Below are 20,974 nucleotides of genomic sequence, written 5' to 3' on the forward strand. Positions count from 1 at the left end.
TCCGAGACGAGCCGGCCGTCCATGGGCAGTCCTTCCCAGGGCAGGCCAAGCCGTCAGTGTACCGGACATGAGACGCTTCGCGCCACCGGAAGGCCGGGTTAAACGACGAAGGACGGAGGACGGAGGAGGGAGGAAAGAGGTAGGACGGAGGCAAGAGGTAGGACGGAGGCAAGAGGACCGAGGACCGTCGTCGTTCCTCCGTCCTCCGTCCTCCCTCCTCCGTCCTCGGTCCTCTACACGGTGACGAGCTGCATGCCAGGAGCTTCCGTGCCGGCGGGCCGGTAATGCGGATGGCCATCCACCATGTACACCTCGAAGGTGCCGCCCGCCTTCAGGCGCCCGCGGATGAGCTCCTCGCTGAGCGGATCCTCGATGTACTTCTGCAGCGCCCGGCGCAGCGGACGCGCGCCGTACGAGCGGTCGTTGCAGGTCACATTGATGATCCAGTCGACCACGTCGTCGCCGAGCGTCAGCTTCAGCTGCCGATCGACCAGGTTGCGGTTCATCTGTCCGACGAGCAACCGCGTGATGCTGCGCAGGTCGTCGTCCGACAGCGCCTCGAAGACGATGATTTCGTCGAGACGGTTGATGAACTCCGGGTTGAAGGTCCGCTTGACCTCGCCCAGCACCTGTTCGTTGACCGACTTGGTTTCGCTGTGCTCCCCGGGCTGGAACCCGAGCGACGCCTTCTTCTGGATGAAGCGGGCGCCGATGTTCGACGTCATGATGATGATCGCGTTCTTGAAATTGACGCGATTGCCCAGGCCGTCGGTGAGATGGCCGTCCTCGAACACCTGCAAGAGGATGTTGAAGAGGTCGGGATGGGCCTTCTCGATCTCGTCGAGCAGGACCACCGAATAGGGATTCCGCTTCACCTTCTCGGTGAGCTGCCCGCCCTCTTCGTGCCCGACGTACCCTGGCGGCGAGCCGATCAACTTGCTCACGGAGTGCTTCTCCATGTACTCGGACATGTCGAAGCGGATGAGCGCGTGGTCGCTGCCGAAGAGCAGGTTCGCGAGTGCCCGCGCGAGCTCGGTCTTGCCGACGCCGGTGGGGCCGAGGAACAGGAAGCTGCCGACCGGACGGGTCGGCGCCTTCAGGCCCGCGCGCGAACGGCGGATGGCGCGCGACACCGCGGAGATCGCCTTGTCCTGGCTGATTACGCGCGCGTGCAGCTCTTCTTCCATCCGGAGCAGCTTGTCACCCTCGTCCTCGTTGATGGAGGTGAGTGGCACACCTGTCCACTTGGAGACAACCTCGTCGATCTCCGGCCGGCCAACCAGCACGCGACGATGGCTCGACGCGACGTCGAATTTTTCGCGCACGAACTGGAGATTCTCCCGCGCCATCACTTCCTGCTCGCGGAAGAACTGCGCGCGTTCGAAGTCCTTCTGCGAAACCGCGCTCTCCATCTGCTCGACCGCGACGCGGATGTTGCGGTTGATCTGGCCGAACTCCTCGCTGAAGCCCGCCTCGCGCAGCTTGGCGCGCGCCCCGGCCTCGTCGAGCAGGTCGATGGCCTTGTCGGGCAGGAAGCGATCGGTGATGTAGCGGCTCGACTGGTAGACGGCCGCCTCGAGCGCCTCGCGCGAATAGTCCACGTGGTGGAACGTCTCGTACCGCTCCTTGATGCCGAGCAGGATCTGGATCGCCTCGCCCTCGCTGGGCGGGTCCACCTTGACGGCCTGGAAGCGCCGCTCGAGCGACCGGTCCTTCTCGATGTACTTGCGGTACTCGGCCGGCGTCGTCGCGCCGATGCAGCGGATTTCGCCGCGCGACAGCGCCGGCTTGAGGATGTTGGCCGCGTCGAGTGACCCCTCGGCCGATCCCGCTCCCACGAGCGTATGCAGTTCGTCGATGAACACGATGATGTTCGGGTTCTCGACCAACTCCTTCATGATCGCCTTCAGCCGTTCTTCGAACTGGCCGCGGTACTTCGTGCCGGCGACGATCAGCGAGATGTCGAGCGCGAGAATCCGCTTGTCGGCGAGGAAGTGCGGCACGTCACCGACGGCAATCTTCTGCGCCAGCCCCTCGACGATGGCGGTCTTGCCGACACCGGGCTCCCCGATGAGCACCGCGTTGTTCTTGGTGCGCCGGCACAGCACCTGCTGGACGCGCTCGATCTCCGTCTCGCGCCCGACGAGCGGGTCAAGGGAGCCCTTGAGCGCGGACTCGCTCAGGTCGCGGCTGAACTCGGCCAGCAGCGGCGTCTCCTTGACGCGCGTCATCGTCGTCTTCTCGTTGAGCAGGGCGACGATGTCCTCGCGGACGGTGGCCAGGCGCATCCCCTTTTCCATGAGGATGGTCGCCGCGACCGACTGCTCCTCCCGGAGGATACCGAGCAACAGGTGTTCGGTGCCGATGTAGTTGTGCGAGAGTTGGTCCGCCTCTTCGGCGGCAAACTGCAGCACGCGCTTGGTCTCGGCGCTGAAGGGGATCTCCACCGACGTGGAGACCTTCTCGCGGAACACCGTCCGGCCCTCGACCTCCTTGCGGATGGCTTCGAGAGAGAGGTGGGACCGCGCGAAGATGCGACTGGTCAGTCCCTTTCCTTCGCGAATCAATCCCAGCAGGAGGTGCTCGGTCTCGATCGAGACGCTCCCGAGTTGACTGGCCTCATACCGGGCGAAGAAGAGGACGCGCCGCGCTCGTTCTGTATACCGCTCGAACATGTGGTCCCTTGCAAGAACTCACGCCGCTAAGCGTGGGGGTGCCTTATGTCGGCATTATACGGGATGCGACTCGGCGGGTCGCCCGCGCGATCGCCCGTGTCGGCTCGCCGTCGCTTCAGAACCCAATCCCCGACACCGCGTGACGGCCCCTATCTGTAGGACGTCACGCAGCCTCGGCCGGATGGGCGCCGCTCAGGCGGGCAGCAACTGGCCCTCTTCGAGGCGCAGCACGCGGTCACAGGCTTCGGCCAGACGGCTGTTGTGGGTCGCGATGACCGAGGTGAGCCGATGTTCCGCGTGCATCTCCCGCAAGAGGGAATGCAAGGACGCGGCCGTGTGTTCGTCGAGGTTGCCGGTCGGCTCGTCGGCGAGCAGCAGCGCCGGCCGCATGACCAGCGCGCGGGCGATGGCGACCCGTTGCTGCTCACCGCCCGAGAGCGTGCCGGGGCGGTGCGTGATGCGATGCGCGAGCCCCACGCGTTCGAGCAGGGCCTGCGCCCGCGGCCGTCCCTCCGCGAGCGAGACGCGGCCGATCCGCAGCGGCATCTCGACGTTCTCGAGCGCCGAGAACTCCGGCAGCAAGTGGTGAAACTGGAACACGAATCCAACGCGTTGGTTTCTGAACGCCACGCGGCCCGCGTCGCTCAGCCCGTGCAGACCGACGCCATCCACCATCACGACCCCACCGTCGAGTCCATCCAGCCCGCCCAGCACGTGCAGCAACGTGCTCTTGCCCACCCCCGACGCGCCAACGATGGCGACCATCTCGCCTTCCTCGACGTGCAACTCGATGTCGCGCAAGACCTCAACCGGCCCGTTGGGCGTGGGGTAGGACTTTCGAAGGTCGGTGACAGACAGAAAGGACATGCGGCCTACAGCCTACAGCCTACGGGCTACAGGCCTGCTGGCTTCAGGCCTACAGCCTATCGGCCTATGGGCTACAGCCTGAAGCCTACGTAGGCTGCAGGCTGCAGGCTGTAGGCTACTGATATCGCAACGCCTGCGCCGGGTCGAGCCGCGATGCCTGGCGCGAGGGGTAGATGGTGGCGAGGAAGCAGATCACGAGCGCGGCCAGGATGACCAGCACGAAGTCGTCGACCTGGACCTTGAAGGGAACATAGGCGACCTGGTAGACGTCCATCGGCACCTTGATCAGCTGGTAACGATCGAGGACCGAGGTCACCGCAAGGCCGGCGGCGGCGCCGACGGTCGTGCCGATCGCGCCGATGATCAGCCCCTGCAGCATGAAGATGGCCGTGATGCTCCCGGCCGCCGCGCCCATCGTCTTGAGGATGGCGATGTCGCGACTCTTCTCCATCACCAGCAGCACCAGTGACGCGACGATGTTGAGCGCGGCCACCATGACGATCAGGCCGATGGTGATCGAGATGGCGACCTTCTCCAGCCAGAGGGCCGAGAACAGCGACTGGTTCATCTGCGCCCAGTCCTGAGTCACGTAGGTGCCGCCAAGACGCTCCACGATGGTCTTCGCGATGCCGGGCGCGGCGTACATGTCGTCGACACGCACCTCGATGAAGTCCGGGCGATCGCGCGCGAGAAGCCGCTGCGCCGTCGGCAGGTCCAGGAAGCCGTAGGCGGCGTCGAATTCGTAGAGGCCGAGCGAGTAGATGCCGATGATCTGGAGCCGCCGGCTGCCCATGGTCGGACCGAAGGGCGAGAGCGGCCCCTCGGGCGTCATCACCGTCACCGTGTCACCAACCTTCACCCGGAGCTGATCGGCGAGCGCCTGCCCGATCGCGATGCCGGCCAGGCTGTTCTCGGGCCGCGAGGCGAGCGCCGACAGCGAACCCTTCCGCATACGCTCGCGCACATCGGTGACCTCCCCCTCGGTGGCCGGGTCGATCCCCTTGACGGTGATGAAGGCCTGCTGCTCCCCCGCCGTGACGAGCGCCTTCCCGAGCACGATCGGCGAGGCGCCGGTCACGCGCGGCACCTGCTTCAGCCGTCGCATGTCGCCCTGGACATCGGTCAGCCCTTCGCCCACATGCCACACGTAAATGTGCGGTGACGCGCCAACGATGCGGTCCCGCAATTCGCCCTGCAACCCGGTCATCAACGCAAGCGCGATGATCAGCGCCATCACGCCGACCGCGACCCCCGCCGTCGAGATGACCGAGATCAGCGACAGGAACGCCTGCTTGCGGCGGGCAACAAGGTAGCGAAGGGCGAGGAACAGTTCGAAGGGCATCAGGGGCAGCAGGCTACGGCCTGCGGCCTACAGCCTACATGACTGGCACGGCCTGTGCTCGGTTTGCCCCATGCCACGAGACACCAGCCAGCTGCGGGTATTCCAGGACGCCGATCGCCTCGCCATCGACATCTACCGTGCGACCACGGAACTTCCATCGTCGGATCGCCATGAGCTCGGCCGCCAATTGCGGCGATCAGCCCTGTCGGTGCCCACGAATCTTGTGGAAGGGGGCCAACGACTCAGCACGCGCGACTACCGTCATTACGTCGGCATCGCGCTCGGGTCCGCGGCTGAGACGAGGTATTTGTTGACGGTCGCCCAGCGCCTTGGGCTCATGAGCAGTTCCGCCGGAGGTCTCATTAGCGACTACGAGGTCCTCTGTCGTGCATTGCATAAACTGCACACCACCATCGGCGCGATGCCCGACACCCACCGGCCGTAGCCAATGTCGGGAGCCGTCGGCTGAGCCTGCAGCCTGCAGCCTGCAGGCGGTAGGCGGTAGCCCCTGTTTCCGCTGATGCGAAGCTGCTAACGGCTTCGCATCAGCGGAAACAGGATCACGTCCCTGATGCTCGCGCTGTTGGTGAGCAGCATCACGAGGCGGTCGATGCCGACGCCTTCCCCGCCGGTCGGGGGCAGGCCGTACTCGAGCGCGCGGATGTAGTCCTCGTCCATCTGGTGCGCTTCGGCGTCGCCCCTGGCGCGTTCGGCGAGTTGGCCCTCGAAGCGTCGCCGCTGCTCGGCCGGGTCGTTCAGCTCGCTGAAGGCGTTGGCCACCTCGAAGCCGCCGGCATAGAGCTCGAAGCGCTCGACGGTATCGGGATCGTCGGCCTTCTGCTTGGACAGCGGCGAGACCTCCGTCGGGAAGTCGTAGATGAACGTGGGCTGAATCAGATCGCCTTCGCAGAGTGCCTCGAAGATCTCCGTCGCCGTCCTGCCCGCGCCCTGGCCGTCTGGCACCTCGAGGCCGAGGGCGACGGCGACGCTGCGCGCGGTGGCGGCGTCGCGCAACATGTCGGCCTCGACCGAGCGCTGCAACGTCTCCGAGGCGCGCTCGGCCGCCGCGTGCCGTAGCGACAGCCGGCGAAACGGCGCGGCAAACGAGATGGCGTGTTCGCCGAAGGTCAGGTCCGTCGAGCCGAGCGTCCTCAGCGCCACCTCGGTGAGCATCTCCTCGGTGAGCCGCATCAGGTACTGGTAGTCCACGTACGCCTGGTAGAACTCCAGCATCGTGAATTCCGGATTGTGCTGCGTCGAGATCCCTTCATTGCGGAAGTTGCGGTTGATCTCGTACACGCGATCCATGCCGCCCACGACGAGCCGCTTGAGGTACAGCTCCGGAGCGATGCGCATGTAGAGCTTCATGTCGAGCGCGTTGTGATGCGTGACGAACGGCCGCGCCAGGGCACCGCCGGCGATCGGCTGCATCATCGGCGTCTCGACCTCGAGGAAGCCGCGCGCGTCGAGGAAGCCGCGAATCGTCGCCAGGGTGCGCGCCCGAACGTCGAAGACGCGGCGCGCATCGGGATTGACGATCAGGTCGAGGTACCGCTGGCGATAGCGCGTCTCGACATCCTGCAGGCCATGCCACTTCTCTGGCAGCGGCAGGAAGCTCTTGGCGAGGAACGTCAGCCCGGCGGCCCAGATGGTCAGCTCGTTGGTCCGCGTCCGGAACAGGCGGCCCTCGACGCCCACCTGGTCGCCGAAATCGAGCAGCTTGAACATCGCGAACGCCTCGGTACTGACCGAGTCCTGCCGGATGTAGACCTGCAGCGTCGCGGCGCCGTCCGACAGCACGAGGAAGTTCGCCTTGCCGAACGTGCGCAGTCCGAGGATTCGCCCCGCCGCCCGCACCGGCACGTGTTCGGCCTCGAGGGCGTCACCCGCATGCTCACCGTACGTGGCGACGACGTCGCTGATGCGGTGGGTGACGTCGTAGGCGTTGGGATACGGCCGGATGCCGAGGGCGAGCAGTTCCTCGTAGTTGGCGCGGCGCTGCGAGACGAGTTCGGAATCGGACATGGGGCTTCAGGCTACGGGCTACAGGCTACAGGCTACGCGGATGTGATCAGCGCGAGACAGGCGGTGTGCCTGGTTCCCGGTTCCCGGAACCCGGTGCCCGTTCCTTTTCGAGCCGCTTCCGGATGGCATCGAGGACGCCGTTGACGAACCGGACCGCATCGGGTCCGCTGAACGTCCGCGCGAGTTCGATGGCCTCGTTGATCACCACCGCAGGCGGGACGTCCGACCGCTCGAGCAACTCGTACACCGCCAGCCTGAGGACGAGACGGTCGATGATCGCGAGACGCTCGAGGCGCCAGTTGGTGGCGGCCTCGCCAATCAACGGGTCGATGCGATCCAGCATCCGCGCCGTGCCCTGCGCGAGCGAGACGGCCAGGGTGTCGCGCTCGGCGACCGGCGGACGCAATTGCAGGTCGCGAACGCCGGCGATGGCCTCCGGCAGCGCGTCGCCGCTCAGCTCCCAGCCGTAGAGCATCTGCAGCGCGCTCTCGCGGGCGTGCCGGAGCTGTTGCGGGTCGCGCGTCACCCCTCGCTCCCCTGTCCGGGGCCGCGGGGCTGCCACTCCCTGGCCAATTTCGCCATCGTCACCACTGCCACCGCGGCCTCGTGGCCCTTGTTGCCGGGCCCGGCCGGTACGCGCGCCTCCGCCTCCTCCAGGCTGTTGACGGTCAGCACGCCGAATGCCATCGGCGTGCCCTGCGAGAGGGACGCCTGCATGATGCCGTGCGATACGGCCGAGGCGATGTAATCGAAATGCGGCGTCTCGCCCTTGATGAGACACCCGAGGCAGACTACGGCATCGATGCGCCCCGACGTGGCGGCGGTGCGTGCGCCAAAGGGGATTTCGTACGCGCCGGGCACGTCGAGCCGCTCGATGTCCGACGACGAGACCCCCGCCGCGGCAAGCGCCTCGAGGGCACCGGTGGCAAGACGCTCCGTGATGTCGTCGTGATAGGTGGACACGACGAGCGCAACACGGAGGCCCGGAGCCTGCGGGACCGGCGAGACGGAGGCGGGACGGGACACGGCGCGATGACTCCTATCGACCGGTAAAGGAAGCCTGCCGCTTCTCGAGGAAGGCGCGCACGCCCTCGGCCATGTCGCCGGTGGCCGCGGCCAGACCGAAAAGGCGGGCCTCCACTGCGAGGCCGTCGACCAGTGGCCGATCCAGGCCCTCGGCGATCGCCTCGCGCGCATAGCGGAGGGCGAGCGGCGCTCGACTCGCCAGTTGTGCGGCCAGTGCCTGGGCTTGGTCGAGCAGTTGCGCCGCCGGAACGGCACGTAGGGCGATCCCGAGGCGGACGGCCTCGTCGGCGGCGACCTGCCGGCCGGTAAGAATCAGTTCGAGCGCCTGCTGGCGGCCAATGGCCCGGGCGAGGCGCTGGGTGCCGCCGAACCCCGGGATGAGCCCGAGCGACGTCTCGGGCAGCCCGAGGCGCGCCGTGTCGGCCATCAGCCGGAACGTGCAGGCCAGCGCGAGTTCGCAGCCGCCGCCGAGCGCATAGCCGTTGATGGCCGCGATCGTCGGCACCGGCAGTGACTCGAGACGATCGAGCACGGCCTGGCCTTCACGGGCATACCGCGTCGCCGCGTCCGATGTCAGGCCCTCGAACTCCGAGATATCGGCCCCGGCGATGAAGGCCTTCGGGCCCGCGCCGGTGATGATCAGCACGCGCAGCGCGGGATCGCCGGCAAGGGCGTCGAGACGCGCATGCAAGGCGGCCATGGTCGCCCGGTTCAGCGCATTCAGTTTCTCGGGACGCGTGATCGTCAACACGCGCACCGCATCCGTGCCCGACAGGTCCAGGTACTGGTCGCTCATGATCGGGAGTCGGGAATCGGGAATCGCGAATCGGATTCGGGTCGGAAGTCGGGAATTCGACAACCGGACTGGAGAGCCGGTTCGTGACGCCTCTGGACGCAGGGTGGGCAACGGCGGCAGCCGGCGTGTCAGGAGCGCGGGATCGAGCAACGCCTGCCGACGAGTATAGCCCACCCCCACGCGACGGTCAGGGCGAGCGCGGCGCCCACGCCGTCGGCCAGGACGTCGGCCGCGTCCGGTGTCCGGCCGGGCACGAACGATTGGTGAAATTCGTCGGAGACCCCATAGAGCACCGCGATGACGAAGGCGCCGAGCAGACCCGCGCCGGCGACGCGGCGCCAGTTCCAGCCGGTGAGCCCCATCAGGCAAAGCACCGCGAGCACCCCGTACGTCAACGCGTGCGCTTGCTTGTCGCTGATGTGGCTCGGGCTCGGCAGCGACGGCTGTGACGAGAGGACGAAGATCAAGGCAAACCACAGGATCGCCGGCCCCCAGCCGAGCACGGTGCGCTGGGTCGGCGTCACAGCGGCAGCGGAAACATCACCCAGCCCAGCAGCAGCGCGACGCCAATGAAGCCTCCCGCGATGTACAGGGCGAGGCGGACCTGTCCCGCACGATCGTCCTTCTGCAGGACGGCCATGACCGTCGCCACGCAGACGGCAAAGAACACGAGCAGCAGGAAATGGCTGGTCATCAGGGCTTGCGTCCGACCGCGATGTCGTAGGCGTCGAGCACGACCAGCGCGTTCAGCAGGCCCGCGACGATCAGGTAGGTATTGGCGTATTCGTAGCTGACCGCGACGACGTTGCCGGCGCCGAGCCCGAGCGCCCAGGCCACGAAGTAGGGCAGGCCCATGCCGATGTTGGCCAGCGCCGCGAGCGCCACGAGTGGCTCGCGCGGCTCGATCGGGAAGATGCGGCCATCGAGCCAGAGGCCGGCGGCAAACAGTGCCACCAGCACCACGAGGAAGATGAGCCCCTTGTCGCGTCGGCCCAGCCACAGGTGCGCCGCGCCGGGCACGAGCCAGCCAATCGCACAGAGCGCGAGGGGCGGGACCGCGGGCAAGGGCACGGAAGCGGGTCGAGCAGGCATCGGGTAGTCAGTGTAGCAAGAGGATCTCGACGGGCGCCCGGGACGAACGCTGAACGTCGAACGCTGAACGCCGCGGACGCGGATCGCGGATCGGGGATCGACGAAGGTAGCGCCGGGCTGTCCCTGGGGCGCCGAAGCCTTGGCGGAGGCGGCTAGCCCGGCGTTCGGAGACCATCGAAACGTCGCGGTATCGCGTCAGCGTTCGAGTGCGCGGCCCATGAGCCAACCCGCGGTCATGCCGAGTGGAAGCGCCGCAAGCGCCCGCAGCGGCGTACCGGGGTTCCAGAGGCCGGCGACCTCGGACAGCCAGGTGGCCGCCGTCGGAATGGCGGCGATCGCCAGACTCACCGCGCGAGGATCGAGGCGATCCGGATACCACGAAGGCATCTTGCCGCCCTGGACTGCCTGGCGCGGGCGACCTCCGATGGCCACCGCCAGCAGGCCAAAGGCTCCCGACAGGTAGAGCCCGGCGCAGCGTCCGCACACCGGCATGGACCGTCCGGAGAGATGAAAGGAGCGATCCGGCCGCTGATGGCACACGCGCGCACCGGCAACCCGCACCAACGCAGCCACGGTCGCGCGCGGGTCACGGTCGACGCCCGCTCCGTGTCCGGCCCACGCCGGGGCCACGACGATCAGCAGCGCCCAGCCGAGCGCCGCTGCCGTCAGCCCTGCACTCAGCACCTGCGACCGCCGCGCGCCGGTCACCTCAGAACGGGCACGTGCCCCCGAACGTCTCGACGTAGCGCTCACGGAATTCGGCGTGGCTGTACGCGTGACTCTGACCGCCAACGTGCTCGAGTGCGTATGTCGCCGCGATGCTGCCGAGACGACCGCTGGTCTCCCAGTCGGCGCCCAGGGCCAGCCCCTTCATAAGGCCGCCACGGTAGGCATCGCCCACCCCTGTCGGATCGGCGACGAGGCGCTCGGGAGCGGCCGGCACGTCGATACGCTGTCCTTCGAGATGGATCGACGAGCCCTTCTCGCCCTTCGTGATGATCACCGCCTCGGACTTGTCGAGCAGCGCATCGACGTCCAGCCCCGTCTTCTCACGAATCAGCTCGTACTCGTAGTCATTGCAGATCACGATGTTGGCGCCGACCAGTCCATCGGCGAGTTCGGGACCCTCCATCCGCGCACACTGCTGGCCCGGATCGAAGATGTAGCGCAGGCCGAGCGCCCGGCACTCCTCGGCGTACTGCACCATCGCGTTCGGATCGTTGGGCGAGATGATCACGAGGTCGGCCGGACCCGCGGTTCGGAACGAGAGCGCGTGGGCCTCGGCCATTGCGCCGGCATAGAACGACGCGATCTGGTTGTTCTGCGTGTCGGTACTGCAGAAGAACGAGGCGGTGAACTTGTTCGAGACCTCGTGCACCAGCGAGGTGTCCACGTTGGCGGCCTCGAGCCATGCGCGGTAGTCGGAGAAGTCCTGCCCCGCGGTGCCCATCAGCACCGGCCGTTCGCCGAGCAGCGCCAGCGTGTAGGCGATGTTGGGCGCGCACCCGCCGCGGCGCTTCTCCATCTCGTCGACGAGGAAGCTGAGGCTCAGTCTCTGGAGGTGCTCTGGGAGCAGCAGCTCCGTGAACGTCCCCGGGAAGGTCATGAGGTAGTCGTAGGCGATCGAACCGGTGATGATGTGACGGGCCATGGTCAGGAACTCAGGAGCTCAGGAAAACAGGAAAACAGGAAACTTGAATCGGGAATCGGGAGTCGGGAGTCGGGGTCGAGTCGGATGCGGGACGCGAAAATCGGCAGTCGACGTTCGAGAGGCAGCGCTCAGCGTTCGACGTCAGCGTTCGGCGTTCGGCGTTCGGCGTTCGGCGTTCACCCCAGGTATTTCCCCATGATTGGCGCCAGGGCGCGACGGGTCCCTTCGGGCACGATTTCCGGCCGCGTGATGATCGCCGTCGCGAGCGCCTGGCCGCAACCGCAGGTCCGCGGCGCGGTGGCGAGCACCGAGACGGCACCGGCGATCACGCGCTGTGCGGTGCGCGCGTTCTGGTGCAGCGTGTTGATCACCATCTCCACGGTGACATGGTCGTGATCGGGATGCCAGCAGTCGTAGTCGGTGACTAGCGCGATGGTGGCGTAACAGATTTCCGCCTCGCGCGCGAGCTTGGCCTCCTGGAGATTCGTCATGCCGATGATGTGCGCGCCCCACGCTCGGTACAGGTGTGACTCCGCGCGCGTCGAGAACGCCGGCCCCTCCATGCACACGTAGGTGCCGCCCTTGTGCACCGTGGCGCCAGCCGTGACCGCGGCGTCGTAGGCGACCTGGGCAAGGTCGCCACACACCGGATCGGCAAAGGCGATGTGCCCGACGATGCCGTCGCCGAAGAAGGTGCCGACGCGACCGCGCGTGCGATCGATGAATTGATCGGGAATCACCAGGTCGAGCGGCGCCAGATCCTCGCGCAACGACCCGACGGCGCTCGCCGACAGCAGGCGCTCGACGCCGAGTGTCTTGAAGCCGTAGATATTGGCGCGGAAGTTCAATTCTGACGGCGTGATGCGATGGCCAATGCCGTGCCGCGCCAGGAAGGCCACGCGCGTCCCGCCGAGCGTACCGGTGACGTACGGCCCCGATGGCGGCCCGAACGGCGTGTCGATGGTCAGTTCATGCCGGTCGGTGAGTTCGGCCATGTCGTACAGGCCGCTGCCGCCGATGATGCCGATCTGGATGGACATAGACGAAATTGAATCGGGTACCGGGTACCGGGGAACGGGTACCGGGGACCGGGAATCGCGAATCGCGGATCGCGGATCTGGCCCGGGTAGGGCACCAACCTCGAGGCACCCTGTTGCGTTTCAGTGGACCGCGTCCCGGGTGCAGGTCGTTGGCACGCCGGGCCAACACGACATGATGCGTGGCGCGCGGGCCGCTTGTCCAGCGACCGCGAGCAGCCGGAGACCGGTGATGCGTGCCGACGACAGCAAATGGCGCGGGGAATCAGTCGCGTTCGATCACTCGGGCCGCCAGGCTGGCAGCGACGTCGTGCGGATCGGTTTCGCGGCGCTCGATGCGATCGAGCAGCGTCTCGAACTCGCCCGGCGCCAAGACCGACTGCTCGACGTGGACAAGCAGTCGTCGCGACAACAGGTCCTTCACCCGCGCGCCGGCCCGGAGCCGGCGCCGCGCGTCGACCTGCTCGGGGCCGCGCGCACAAAAGCGGTCAATCGCCTCGACCAGCGCCGTGATCCCGACGCCCCCGGTCGCCTCCGTGCGGAGGATCGGCGGGCGCCATCCCTCCCCCGCCATGGGCTGCAGCGCGAGCAGCGCCTCGATCGACGCCGCAGCCCGATCGGCGCCCTCGCGGTCGGCCTTGTTCACCACGTAGATGTCGGCGATCTCCATGATCCCCGCCTTCAGCGCCTGCACATCGTCTCCGGTGCCGGGGACCACGACGACGATCGCCATGTCGGCGGTGCGGACGACCTCGACTTCGTCCTGCCCGACGCCGACGGTCTCGATGAGGACGATGTCGAAGCCGGCCGCATCGAGCACGAGCGCCACGTCGCCGGTCGCCCGCGCCAGGCCGCCGAGATGCCCGCGCGTGGCCATGCTGCGAATGAAGACGCCCTCGTCACCCGCGTGCTGCTGCATACGCACGCGATCGCCGAGCAGTGCGCCCCCCGTGAAGGGACTCGTCGGATCGACGGCGATGATGCCGACCCGGCGACCACGCGCGCGCCACTCTCCGGCCAGCCGATCGGCGAGGGTGCTCTTGCCCGCGCCCGGTGGCCCGGTCAGGCCAATGATGGTGCTGCGCCCGGTGTGGGGATGGAGCGCGGCGATGAGTGCGGCGGCCCGCGGCCCCTCGTTCTCGACCACGGAGATCGCGCGGGCGAGGGCGTGCAGGTCGCCGGCACGCACGCGATCGGCGAGGTCGTCGACGGTCACGCCAGCAGTTGCCGGGCGATCACGAGCCGCTGCACTTCGCTCGTGCCCTCGCCGATGGTCAGGAGCTTCACGTCGCGGAAGTACTTCTCGGCCGGATAGTCCTTCACGAAGCCGTAGCCGCCGTGGATCTGCACGCACTCCTCGGCCGCGCGCACGGCCACCTCACTCGCGTACAGCTTCGCCATCGACGACTCGCGCGTGGTCCGGACACCGGCGTCCTTCAGCGCCGCGGCGCGATAGGTGAGCAGGCGTGCGGCAGCGATCTTCGTCGCCAGGTCGGCCAGCTTCCAGCGAATCCCCTGGAACGAGGCGATCGGCTGTCCGAACTGCTCGCGTTGCAACGCATAGGCGCGCGCCGCGTCGTACGCGCCCTGTGCGAGACCCACCGACAACGCGGCGATGCCGATGCGGCCGGCGTCGAGCACCTGCAGCGTGTTGATGAAGCCCTGCCCCGCCTCGCCCAGCAACGCCCCGGCCGGCACGCGGCAGTGCTCGAAGATGACTTCGCTCGTCTCGCTGGCGCGCATCCCGAGCTTGTTCTCCTTACGCCCGGCCCGCATCCCCGGCGTGCCGGCTGGCAGCACGAAGGCCGAAATGCCGCGATTGCCTCGCGACCGGTCCGTGACCGCCATCGCCACCAGGACGCCGGCGATGTTGCCGTGCGTGATGAAGGTCTTGGCGCCGTCGATCACCCAGCCGTCCTCGTCGCGCCGTGCGACCGTGCGGGTCCCGGCGGCATCGCTGCCCGCCGTCGGCTCGGTGAGCCCCCACGCGCCGAGGACCTGCCCCGTCGCGAGCGGCACCAGGAACTCCCGCTGCTGCGCCTCACTCCCGAACATGTGAATGTGGGCGGCGGCCAGGCCGTTGTGGGCCGCGACACTGAGCGCAATCGCCGGATCCACGCGCGCGAGTTCCTCGATGCAGAGGCAGTAGTCCACGGCGGACATGCCCGACCCGCCCAGCGCTTCCGGGAACTGGATGCCCATCAGCCCGAGGTCGGCCAGCTTGGGCAGCAGCGACATCGGGAAGTGCTGCGCCTCGTCCCAGGCCATGACGTGCGGGCGGATCTCGCGTTCGGCGAACTCACGGACGCTGTCGCGCAGCAGGCGCTGATCGTCGGTCAGGTGGAGATCCATGAGAACAGGCTACAGCCTACTGCCTCCGGGCTGCTGGCTGAACCCTTGGGCCTTCATCCTCCATCCTTTGACCTTTGACCTTTGACCTTCAGCGTTCGGCGTTCAGCGTTCAGCGTTCGTCACTGGCGCCCATAATGCCGCATGCTGCCACTCGGCCATCGCACCCTGCTGGCCCTCGCCATCCTCATGGGTGCGTCCGTCCCGGCGCGCGCGGACCTCACGATCTTTACCGGGTTGCAGGGCTCGCCGGTCATCCGGCCCACCACTGGCATCAGCCTTGGTTTCGGCGTGCTCCTCGTCGGCTGGGAAGTCGAGATTGCCCGCGTCACCGAGGAGCGGGAGGACGCGGCCCCCTCGATCGCTGCGGGCACGGGAAGCGTCTACGTCCAGAACCCGGTGCCCATCAGTGGCGTGCAGTTCTACGCCATCGCGGGTGCCGGCCTCTACCGGGAACGGCTGGGGATCATCGAGCAGACCGACGTCCACCTGGCCCTCGGCGGCGGCGCCAAGGTCTCGCTTGTCGGGCCGCTCAAGCTGCGACTCGACTACCGCTACTTCCGGCTCAGGGACGCCCTCGAGCCAGATGCGCAGCGACTCTATGCAGGGCTGACGCTCGGCTTCTGATCCTGTCGCCTCAGGACTCAGGTCCCAGGTCTCAGGTCTCAGGCTTGCTTGGGACTTGAGACCTGAGACTTGAGACGCGAGGTAGACGCGCAGGCCGTAGGCCATAGGCCTATTTGAGGCTGATGAGAAACGTGTTTCCCGACGGGTTCGTGGGATCGAGCGCCGTCTGCAGTTCCTTCTTCAGCGCCGACGCCTGCTCGGGCAGGACGGCGTCGATCAGGACGTCGAAACCCGAACGGTCGGCATCGCCCGTCAGCGCCGGGATTTGCAGGAAGTACATCACCTTGCCGTCAGCGCTGGGCAGGGCCGATCGATGAATGCGCAGGTCGCGGGCCTGCGCCTTTCGCACCTCCTGCGTGCTTCGGGCCAGTGCCTCGCGGACCTGTCGCGCAACGGCTTCGAATTGGGCTGTGCGACCGGGCAACACGCTGTAGATCACCAGCCAGAGATCCCCGGGCCCGATCGTCGACGACGAGTCGGCGACCGGTGGGGGCGCGAGGGGAGGCGCGGCAGGCGCCTGCGCCGGCGAGGCCAACGCCATGCTCAGCAGCAGGCTCGTGATCACGGCTGCGGGGCCGGTGCGGCGACCGGCGCGATCACGATGGTCAGGTTCGACGCCTGCACGGTGGGCTGGACGTGCGCGTCGCGGAACTGCTGGTACAACAGGGCCGCCTCGGCCGGGGCGGCCTCGGCCAACAGCCTGGGCACGTCGTACTCGGCATTGGCCACCACGGGATCGAGGACGGAGACGTACAGCACGCTGCCGTCGCCGAGAGGTGTGGCCTGGCGCAATACCCGCCACCCTGCGCCCTGACGGCGACGCACCTCGTTGCCGCTGACCGCGAGGAGGTCGCGCAGGCGGGTCATGACCGCCTCGAACTCGGCCGTCTTGTCCGCCTTGATGGCGTGGTAGACCATCCCCGTCGGACCGGCCATCGGCAACGCCGCGGGAACGGCGGGCACCGTAGGGGGAGCGACGGCGGCCGGCGGCTGTGCCGGCGGTGCGGCCGGTTGAGGCGGCGACGGCGCGGGCGCCTGTGCGGCTGCACCCGGCGCCAGCACGGCCACCAGGGAGAGTGTAAGCAGGAGGTTGCGCATGAGCACGAAGACCCCGGTCGGAGCGTGAGCGCCGCCGGGGTCGATGTGGGACGAGACTGGGACCGGCTACTGGCCGAGCGTCATCACGTTGGCGAGCGGAACGGCGGCGTTCAGCCCCTTGTCGTTGATGTAGCTCTGGAGCTGGTCGACGAGCGTCTTGGCCTCGGTCGGGAACACCTCGAAGAGCAGCATGCCCGGGCTGTACTCCTGACCCTTGGCAATCGGGCTGACCAGCAGGACGTAGTTGATCGTGCCATCGGCGGCCGGCGACGTCGACTTCATCAGGCGCATCCCTGCCGCCTGCGCCTTACGCTCGGGGTTCGTGCTCTTCGACATCGCTTCCTTGACGCGACCGAAGAACTCCTCGAACTTGGCGCCGCTGTCACCCTTGACCGCGTAGAACCACACGACGGCGTCGGCATTGTCGAAGGTCAGCTGCGGCTTGGCCGGGGCAGCGGGCGCCGCCGGCTGTTCGGCCGGCTGCGCCGGTTGAGCCGGAGCAGGCTGCGTGGCGGGGGCCTGCAGGACCGTGTGTGCCGACGCGCTCCCGACCAAACTGCTGAATACCATCACGGCGGCAGCCACTGCCGCCTGCGCACCCGCACGTCGTACGGCCCGCGCCTCCATCATCGAACGCATAGCACTTCCTCCAACTCCGAAAACAGGGGGTGGTGAATCCGGCGCCTACTGTACCGTAAGTGACGCCGAGGGCAAACCCTCAAACAAACACCTGCATGACTTCATTTGCGAGGAGCATGCCACGACGGGTCAGCCGAATTCGGCCCATCTCGCGCACGAGCAGGCCTGCCTCGACCGCAGGCGCAAGGGCCTCCCCGTAGCGAGTCCAGACATCCTGGCCGAATCGTACGCGATACAGATCGGTCGCGATGCCCTCCGTCAAACGGAGGCCCATGAACAGCGCCTCACCCAATTGCGCCTCGGGGTCGAGCATTCGTGCCTCACCTGTCGGCTCCGCCCCGGCCGCCACCCGTTCGATGTACATCCGGGTATCGGCCACGTGCTTCCAACGCCGGCCGTCACGAGATCCATGGGCCCCGCAGCCAAATGCGAGCCAACCGGAATCACGCCAGTACTTCAGGTTGTGGCGGCTCTCGCGACCGGGACGAGCAACGTTGGAGATCTCGTACTGACACAACCCGACCGCCTCGAGTCGCTCCATCGCCGCCTCATACATGTCGGCCGCATCGTCTTCCGGGGTCTGGGACCACTGCTGGCGGGCCATCAATTCCTGCAGCGGCGCGTTCGGATAGAGCTCGAGCAGGTAGAGCGAGGCGTGATCCGGCGCGACCTCGATCAAGGCATCCACCGACTGCAGCCACTGCGCGACCGACTGGCCGGGGAGCCACATCATCAGGTCGAGGCTGACATTGTCGAATCCGCTGCGGCGCGCCTCGGCAAGCGCCTCGCGGGCCCGTGCCGCGTCGTGCAGCCGGCCGAGCCGACGGAGTTCGTCATCGAGGAAGGATTGCACGCCGAACGAGAGGCGGTTCACACCGGCGGCCCGGAAGCCCGCAAGCCTGACCTCGTCGACCGTCTCGGGGTTGGCCTCCATCGTGACCTCGGTGCCCGGGCCGATCGAGAAGGAGGCGGCACAGGCGGCCAGGACGCGCGCGATCTCGTCGGGCTCGAGCAACGACGGCGTGCCACCACCGAAGTAGATCGTGTCGATCGGCACGTCCTCGGCGGCACGGCTGATGTGGGTGACGAGCGCGTCGACGTACGCCACCTTCAGCGCCGGGTCCATGAGGCCCCGGTTGAAGTTGCAGTAATGGCAGATCGCGCTGCAGAAGGGGACGTGGACGTAGAGGCCGAGCGGCTCGGGCACGATCGTCAGCGGCGCGTGCCGGCGCGGCCACCCGGCCACTTCAACTCCGGCGCAGCCGCTCCGGCGGGTCGTTCACCTTCGCGCAGCCTGGCGCGCATCGGCGCGCTTGCCTTGGCCGGCAGTGACGGCGCACCACCCTGCTTCTTGCGCTTGCGCCAGAGCGCGATCAGATCCTGCTCGCCGCCGTTGGCGGGCAACTCACGGTAGTCGCCGCCATCGAGGTCGAGGAACTCGCACATCTCGTGCAGCCGCGACCGCATCCGGAACCCGATCCGGAACAGCAGCGAGTCGGGTGTGACGCCCTCGGGGTCGTCGACGTAGTTGGACGTGAACAGCGTCAGCCGCTTCTCGCTGTACCGCGTGTTGACAATCAGGTTCAACGTCTCGTCCACCCACTCGGATGCCTTTTCGGCACCGAGGTCGTCGAGCACCAGCACATCGGCCGTCATCACCGGGCGCAGCACGTCGCGCTCGGTCTCGCGCACCAGCGGATCGTAGGTGCTGCGAATCACGCGCAAGAGGTCGCGCGTGTCGTAGAAGATGCCGCGCGCGCCCTTCTCCTGCAGCAGTGCCCGCAGGATCGCCACCGCGAGGTGCGTCTTGCCGACGCCCGGCGGGCCGAGCAGGAACAGGCCCCGATCGGATACGGGATAGCGCTGCACGAGCGAGCGCGCCGAGGCCAGCGCACGTTCGAGCGACTCGTTGCCGTAGGTCAGGAAGCCCGAGAAATCGCAGTGCTGATAACGGCGGGGGATGCGGGAGTCGGCGCGACGCCGCGTCGCCGAGGCCTGTCGCCAGCAATCACAACGGGTGACACGACGTTCACCGTCGTGCTCGACCGTCTTCCAACCCGTTCCGTTGCAGAGTGCGCAGACCACGTTCAGGAAACGGCATGATAGCGCGAAGGGCGGACGACGACAGCCGAACGGCGAGCGAAGGTGCGATCAGTCCTCGTGATCGGCTTGTATGGGCGCCTGGGCGTTGGTGCGTCCGAGCGATTCGGGCGCACTCTTGACCATCGCGGTGGAGAGCCGCTGCTCCCAGTCGCCGAGCCCGCGCACCATTTCCTGCTTGACGTACGCCATGAACTCGTTCACCTCGTGCTGCATCTGGGCCATCCGCTCGCGCAGGTTGAGGATGATCTCGACGCCGGCGAGGTTCACACCCAGTTCGCGCGTCAAGGTCAGGATCGTTTCGAGACGCTCGAGGTCCTCGTCGGAGTAGAGGCGCGTGTTGCCATCCGTGCGCGACGGACGCAGCAGGCCCTCACGTTCGTAGAGCCGCAGCGTCTGCGGATGGATGTTGTAGCGCTGGGCGACGGCGCTGATCATGTACAGCGCCTTGCCGGGACGACGCGTCGACATCGGTCAGCCTTCCGTCTTCACCACCACGCGGTGGCGGTGGCTGGAGTGGTCCGTGGACGCATGCGTGTCCAGGCCGTGCCCATCGTCGCCGCCAACGCGCCAGTGGGCACGCACGTCCTCGGGATGCAGGCGCGCGAACTCCTGCATCAGCTCGCGGCCGCGGGCGTCGATCACCGGCGGCAGCACGAGTTGCACGTCGAGCACGAGATCCCCGCGTGAGCCCGTGCGTGGCGACGGCACGCCGCGCTCGCGCAGGCGCAGGCGCTGACCCGACTGGATGCCTGGCGGCACGCGCACCGACACGGGGCCATCAGCGGTCGGCACGACCACCCGCGCCCCGAGCACGGCCTCGTGCACGGCAACGGGCAGGACCATGTGCAGGTCGTTGCCCTGGCGCGTGACCCTCGCGTCCGGAGCGATGCGGATGCGGACATGCAAGTCGCCCGCAGGGCCGCCGCGGGCGCCCGCATGACCCTCACCAGGCTGCACGAGCTGATCGCCGTCGGCCAGCCCTGGTGGCACGGTGATCCCCACGGTTTCCGTGGTGTCGTGCTGTCCCTGCCCGTGGCAGCCATGACATGGCCGCTGGACAATCACGCCAGCGCCGCGGCAGGCGTCGCATGGCCGCACGAACACCATGTGCCCGCGCCCCAGCCGCTGCTGCCCGGCGCCACCGCACGTGCGGCAGGGCGCCGGCGGCGCGTCGAGGACCCCAAGGCCTCCGCACAACCGGCACGCGACCCGTCGCTGCACGTCCACCCGGCGCGTCGCGCCGTGCAGGACGTCGGCGAGCGTGAGCGTGATGTCGGTGTGGAGGTCGGCACTGCGGGCGGCGCCTGACGCGCCGCCGGCCGCCTGGCGGAAGACGTCGACGAAGAGGTCGCCGAACGTCGAGGCCTCGGCGCCCTGCACCATGAGCGAGAAATCGAAGCCGGCAAACGCCGGCGGTGTCGCCGGCGCCGGTGGCACGACGACACCCGTGGCGTCATAGGCCCGCCGTCGGACGGGGTCCACCAGTGTGTCGAACGCCTCGGTGATGGCGCCGTAGCGCCGCGCGGCCTCCGCGTTGCCGGGATTCAGATCGGGATGCCAGCGGCGCGCAAGGCGGCGGTAGGCCCGCCGCACCTGCGCCTCCGACGCATCCCGATCGAGTCCCAGCAGCTCGTACGGAGACATCGC

At 67.8% G+C, this 20,974-nt stretch carries 24 protein-coding genes; 2 read left to right on the forward strand and 22 right to left on the reverse strand.

All coding sequences use genetic code 11. From position 1 onward, the window contains the following. Nucleotides 1-233: 233 nt before the first annotated feature. The 3 genes from LuPra_RS22175 to LuPra_RS22185 form a co-directional block, all read right to left on the reverse strand. Nucleotides 234-2,675: an ATP-dependent Clp protease ATP-binding subunit gene (locus LuPra_RS22175; RefSeq protein ID WP_110172772.1), complete on the reverse strand. Its 2,442-nt coding sequence runs from the start codon at nucleotides 2,673-2,675 to the stop codon at nucleotides 234-236. 192 nt (nucleotides 2,676-2,867) lie between these two features. Then, nucleotides 2,868-3,542, reverse strand: coding sequence for an ABC transporter ATP-binding protein (locus LuPra_RS22180; RefSeq protein ID WP_110172773.1), 675 nt, complete (start codon nucleotides 3,540-3,542; stop codon nucleotides 2,868-2,870). 115 nt (nucleotides 3,543-3,657) lie between these two features. Further along, the gene (locus LuPra_RS22185) at nucleotides 3,658-4,884 is read right to left on the reverse strand and encodes a lipoprotein-releasing ABC transporter permease subunit (RefSeq protein WP_110172774.1); all 1,227 of its coding nucleotides are present in this window, start codon (nucleotides 4,882-4,884) and stop codon (nucleotides 3,658-3,660) included. A 70-nt stretch (nucleotides 4,885-4,954) separates the two neighbouring features. Here LuPra_RS22185 and LuPra_RS22190 point away from each other — a divergent pair, with 70 nt between their 5' ends. Beyond that, the gene (locus LuPra_RS22190; RefSeq protein WP_110172775.1) at nucleotides 4,955-5,329 is read left to right on the forward strand and encodes a four helix bundle protein; all 375 of its coding nucleotides are present in this window, start codon (nucleotides 4,955-4,957) and stop codon (nucleotides 5,327-5,329) included. An 86-nt stretch (nucleotides 5,330-5,415) separates the two neighbouring features. Here the strand turns inward: LuPra_RS22190 and lysS are convergent, their stop codons facing one another. From lysS to LuPra_RS22245, 12 genes are all read right to left on the reverse strand, one after another. Further along, complete coding sequence (lysS, locus tag LuPra_RS22195) at nucleotides 5,416-6,909, reverse strand: lysine--tRNA ligase (protein ID WP_110172776.1); 1,494 nt, start codon at nucleotides 6,907-6,909, stop codon at nucleotides 5,416-5,418. Between the two features lie 46 nt (nucleotides 6,910-6,955). Then, nucleotides 6,956-7,435, reverse strand: coding sequence for a transcription antitermination factor NusB (gene nusB, locus LuPra_RS22200; RefSeq protein WP_110172777.1), 480 nt, complete (start codon nucleotides 7,433-7,435; stop codon nucleotides 6,956-6,958). Next, nucleotides 7,432-7,935, reverse strand: a complete 504-nt coding sequence (gene ribH / locus LuPra_RS22205) for a 6,7-dimethyl-8-ribityllumazine synthase (RefSeq protein ID WP_110172778.1) — start codon at nucleotides 7,933-7,935, stop codon at nucleotides 7,432-7,434. The genes nusB and ribH overlap by 4 nt, the downstream gene beginning before the upstream one ends. Before the next feature lie 13 nt (nucleotides 7,936-7,948). After that, on the reverse strand, nucleotides 7,949-8,731 hold the full coding sequence (locus LuPra_RS22210; protein WP_110172779.1) for an enoyl-CoA hydratase/isomerase family protein: 783 nt from the start codon (nucleotides 8,729-8,731) through the stop codon (nucleotides 7,949-7,951). 128 nt (nucleotides 8,732-8,859) lie between these two features. After that, nucleotides 8,860-9,255, reverse strand: coding sequence for a VanZ family protein (locus tag LuPra_RS22215; protein ID WP_234800505.1), 396 nt, complete (start codon nucleotides 9,253-9,255; stop codon nucleotides 8,860-8,862). Next, nucleotides 9,252-9,425, reverse strand: coding sequence for a hypothetical protein (locus LuPra_RS32205; RefSeq protein ID WP_157899537.1), 174 nt, complete (start codon nucleotides 9,423-9,425; stop codon nucleotides 9,252-9,254). The genes LuPra_RS22215 and LuPra_RS32205 overlap by 4 nt, the downstream gene beginning before the upstream one ends. After that, nucleotides 9,425-9,823, reverse strand: coding sequence for a DUF6677 family protein (locus tag LuPra_RS22220; protein ID WP_162271469.1), 399 nt, complete (start codon nucleotides 9,821-9,823; stop codon nucleotides 9,425-9,427). The genes LuPra_RS32205 and LuPra_RS22220 overlap by 1 nt, the downstream gene beginning before the upstream one ends. Before the next feature lie 195 nt (nucleotides 9,824-10,018). Continuing rightward, entirely contained in the window at nucleotides 10,019-10,531 is a 513-nt protein-coding gene (locus LuPra_RS22225; RefSeq protein ID WP_110172781.1) for a DUF2085 domain-containing protein, read from the reverse strand. A gap of 1 nt (nucleotide 10,532) precedes the next feature. After that, on the reverse strand, nucleotides 10,533-11,474 hold the full coding sequence (locus LuPra_RS22230; RefSeq protein WP_110172782.1) for a carbohydrate kinase family protein: 942 nt from the start codon (nucleotides 11,472-11,474) through the stop codon (nucleotides 10,533-10,535). A gap of 176 nt (nucleotides 11,475-11,650) precedes the next feature. Continuing rightward, nucleotides 11,651-12,514: an S-methyl-5'-thioadenosine phosphorylase gene (gene mtnP, locus LuPra_RS22235; protein ID WP_110172783.1), complete on the reverse strand. Its 864-nt coding sequence runs from the start codon at nucleotides 12,512-12,514 to the stop codon at nucleotides 11,651-11,653. Nucleotides 12,515-12,776: 262 nt separating this feature from the next. Continuing rightward, a complete protein-coding gene (gene meaB / locus LuPra_RS22240; protein WP_110172784.1) occupies nucleotides 12,777-13,727 on the reverse strand; it encodes a methylmalonyl Co-A mutase-associated GTPase MeaB in 951 nt (316 codons plus the stop codon). After that, nucleotides 13,724-14,863, reverse strand: coding sequence for an acyl-CoA dehydrogenase family protein (locus LuPra_RS22245; RefSeq protein WP_110172785.1), 1,140 nt, complete (start codon nucleotides 14,861-14,863; stop codon nucleotides 13,724-13,726). The genes meaB and LuPra_RS22245 overlap by 4 nt, the downstream gene beginning before the upstream one ends. A 141-nt stretch (nucleotides 14,864-15,004) precedes the next feature. Here LuPra_RS22245 and LuPra_RS22250 point away from each other — a divergent pair, with 141 nt between their 5' ends. Beyond that, entirely contained in the window at nucleotides 15,005-15,487 is a 483-nt protein-coding gene (locus LuPra_RS22250; protein ID WP_110172786.1) for a hypothetical protein, read from the forward strand. Between the two features lie 109 nt (nucleotides 15,488-15,596). Here LuPra_RS22250 and LuPra_RS22255 read toward each other — a convergent pair whose 3' ends face one another. From LuPra_RS22255 to LuPra_RS22285, 7 genes are all read right to left on the reverse strand, one after another. Further along, nucleotides 15,597-16,052: a hypothetical protein gene (locus LuPra_RS22255; RefSeq protein WP_110172787.1), complete on the reverse strand. Its 456-nt coding sequence runs from the start codon at nucleotides 16,050-16,052 to the stop codon at nucleotides 15,597-15,599. Further along, nucleotides 16,049-16,585 (reverse strand): hypothetical protein, encoded by a 537-nt coding sequence (locus tag LuPra_RS22260; protein ID WP_157899538.1) that lies wholly within the window; start codon nucleotides 16,583-16,585, stop codon nucleotides 16,049-16,051. Before LuPra_RS22260 ends, LuPra_RS22255 begins: the two co-directional genes overlap by 4 nt. A 66-nt stretch (nucleotides 16,586-16,651) precedes the next feature. Further along, nucleotides 16,652-17,224, reverse strand: a complete 573-nt coding sequence (locus LuPra_RS22265) for a hypothetical protein (RefSeq protein WP_110172789.1) — start codon at nucleotides 17,222-17,224, stop codon at nucleotides 16,652-16,654. 79 nt (nucleotides 17,225-17,303) lie between these two features. Continuing rightward, nucleotides 17,304-18,470, reverse strand: a complete 1,167-nt coding sequence (hemW, locus tag LuPra_RS22270; RefSeq protein ID WP_110172790.1) for a radical SAM family heme chaperone HemW — start codon at nucleotides 18,468-18,470, stop codon at nucleotides 17,304-17,306. After that, a complete protein-coding gene (locus LuPra_RS22275) occupies nucleotides 18,437-19,309 on the reverse strand; it encodes an ATP-binding protein (protein WP_157899539.1) in 873 nt (290 codons plus the stop codon). Before LuPra_RS22275 ends, hemW begins: the two co-directional genes overlap by 34 nt. A 66-nt stretch (nucleotides 19,310-19,375) precedes the next feature. Next, the gene (locus LuPra_RS22280; protein ID WP_110172792.1) at nucleotides 19,376-19,795 is read right to left on the reverse strand and encodes a heat shock protein transcriptional repressor HspR; all 420 of its coding nucleotides are present in this window, start codon (nucleotides 19,793-19,795) and stop codon (nucleotides 19,376-19,378) included. Between the two features lie 3 nt (nucleotides 19,796-19,798). Further along, entirely contained in the window at nucleotides 19,799-20,971 is a 1,173-nt protein-coding gene (locus tag LuPra_RS22285; protein ID WP_110172793.1) for a DnaJ C-terminal domain-containing protein, read from the reverse strand. Nucleotides 20,972-20,974 lie beyond the last annotated feature (3 nt).

The organism is Luteitalea pratensis, from assembly GCF_001618865.1.
Taxonomy (GTDB): domain Bacteria; phylum Acidobacteriota; class Vicinamibacteria; order Vicinamibacterales; family Vicinamibacteraceae; genus Luteitalea; species Luteitalea pratensis.

What these genes read in the sequence shown, in the direction of transcription:
- mtnP (WP_110172783.1), bottom strand. Translation starts at nt 12,514, where the DNA reads ATGTCCATCCAGATCGGCATCATCGGCGGCAGCGGCCTGTACGACATG.
- LuPra_RS22280 (WP_110172792.1), bottom strand. Translation starts at nt 19,795, where the DNA reads ATGTCGACGCGTCGTCCCGGCAAGGCGCTGTACATGATCAGCGCCGTC.
- LuPra_RS22265 (WP_110172789.1), bottom strand. Translation starts at nt 17,224, where the DNA reads ATGCGTTCGATGATGGAGGCGCGGGCCGTACGACGTGCGGGTGCGCAG.
- LuPra_RS22250 (WP_110172786.1), top strand. Translation starts at nt 15,005, where the DNA reads ATGCTGCCACTCGGCCATCGCACCCTGCTGGCCCTCGCCATCCTCATG.
- LuPra_RS32205 (WP_157899537.1), bottom strand. Translation starts at nt 9,425, where the DNA reads ATGACCAGCCATTTCCTGCTGCTCGTGTTCTTTGCCGTCTGCGTGGCG.
- LuPra_RS22220 (WP_162271469.1), bottom strand. Translation starts at nt 9,823, where the DNA reads ATGCCTGCTCGACCCGCTTCCGTGCCCTTGCCCGCGGTCCCGCCCCTC.
- LuPra_RS22245 (WP_110172785.1), bottom strand. Translation starts at nt 14,863, where the DNA reads ATGGATCTCCACCTGACCGACGATCAGCGCCTGCTGCGCGACAGCGTC.
- lysS (WP_110172776.1), bottom strand. Translation starts at nt 6,909, where the DNA reads ATGTCCGATTCCGAACTCGTCTCGCAGCGCCGCGCCAACTACGAGGAA.
- LuPra_RS22185 (WP_110172774.1), bottom strand. Translation starts at nt 4,884, where the DNA reads ATGCCCTTCGAACTGTTCCTCGCCCTTCGCTACCTTGTTGCCCGCCGC.
- LuPra_RS22230 (WP_110172782.1), bottom strand. Translation starts at nt 11,474, where the DNA reads ATGGCCCGTCACATCATCACCGGTTCGATCGCCTACGACTACCTCATG.
- LuPra_RS22180 (WP_110172773.1), bottom strand. Translation starts at nt 3,542, where the DNA reads ATGTCCTTTCTGTCTGTCACCGACCTTCGAAAGTCCTACCCCACGCCC.
- LuPra_RS22210 (WP_110172779.1), bottom strand. Translation starts at nt 8,731, where the DNA reads ATGAGCGACCAGTACCTGGACCTGTCGGGCACGGATGCGGTGCGCGTG.
- LuPra_RS22260 (WP_157899538.1), bottom strand. Translation starts at nt 16,585, where the DNA reads ATGCGCAACCTCCTGCTTACACTCTCCCTGGTGGCCGTGCTGGCGCCG.
- LuPra_RS22175 (WP_110172772.1), bottom strand. Translation starts at nt 2,675, where the DNA reads ATGTTCGAGCGGTATACAGAACGAGCGCGGCGCGTCCTCTTCTTCGCC.
- LuPra_RS22190 (WP_110172775.1), top strand. Translation starts at nt 4,955, where the DNA reads ATGCCACGAGACACCAGCCAGCTGCGGGTATTCCAGGACGCCGATCGC.
- LuPra_RS22285 (WP_110172793.1), bottom strand. Translation starts at nt 20,971, where the DNA reads ATGTCTCCGTACGAGCTGCTGGGACTCGATCGGGATGCGTCGGAGGCG.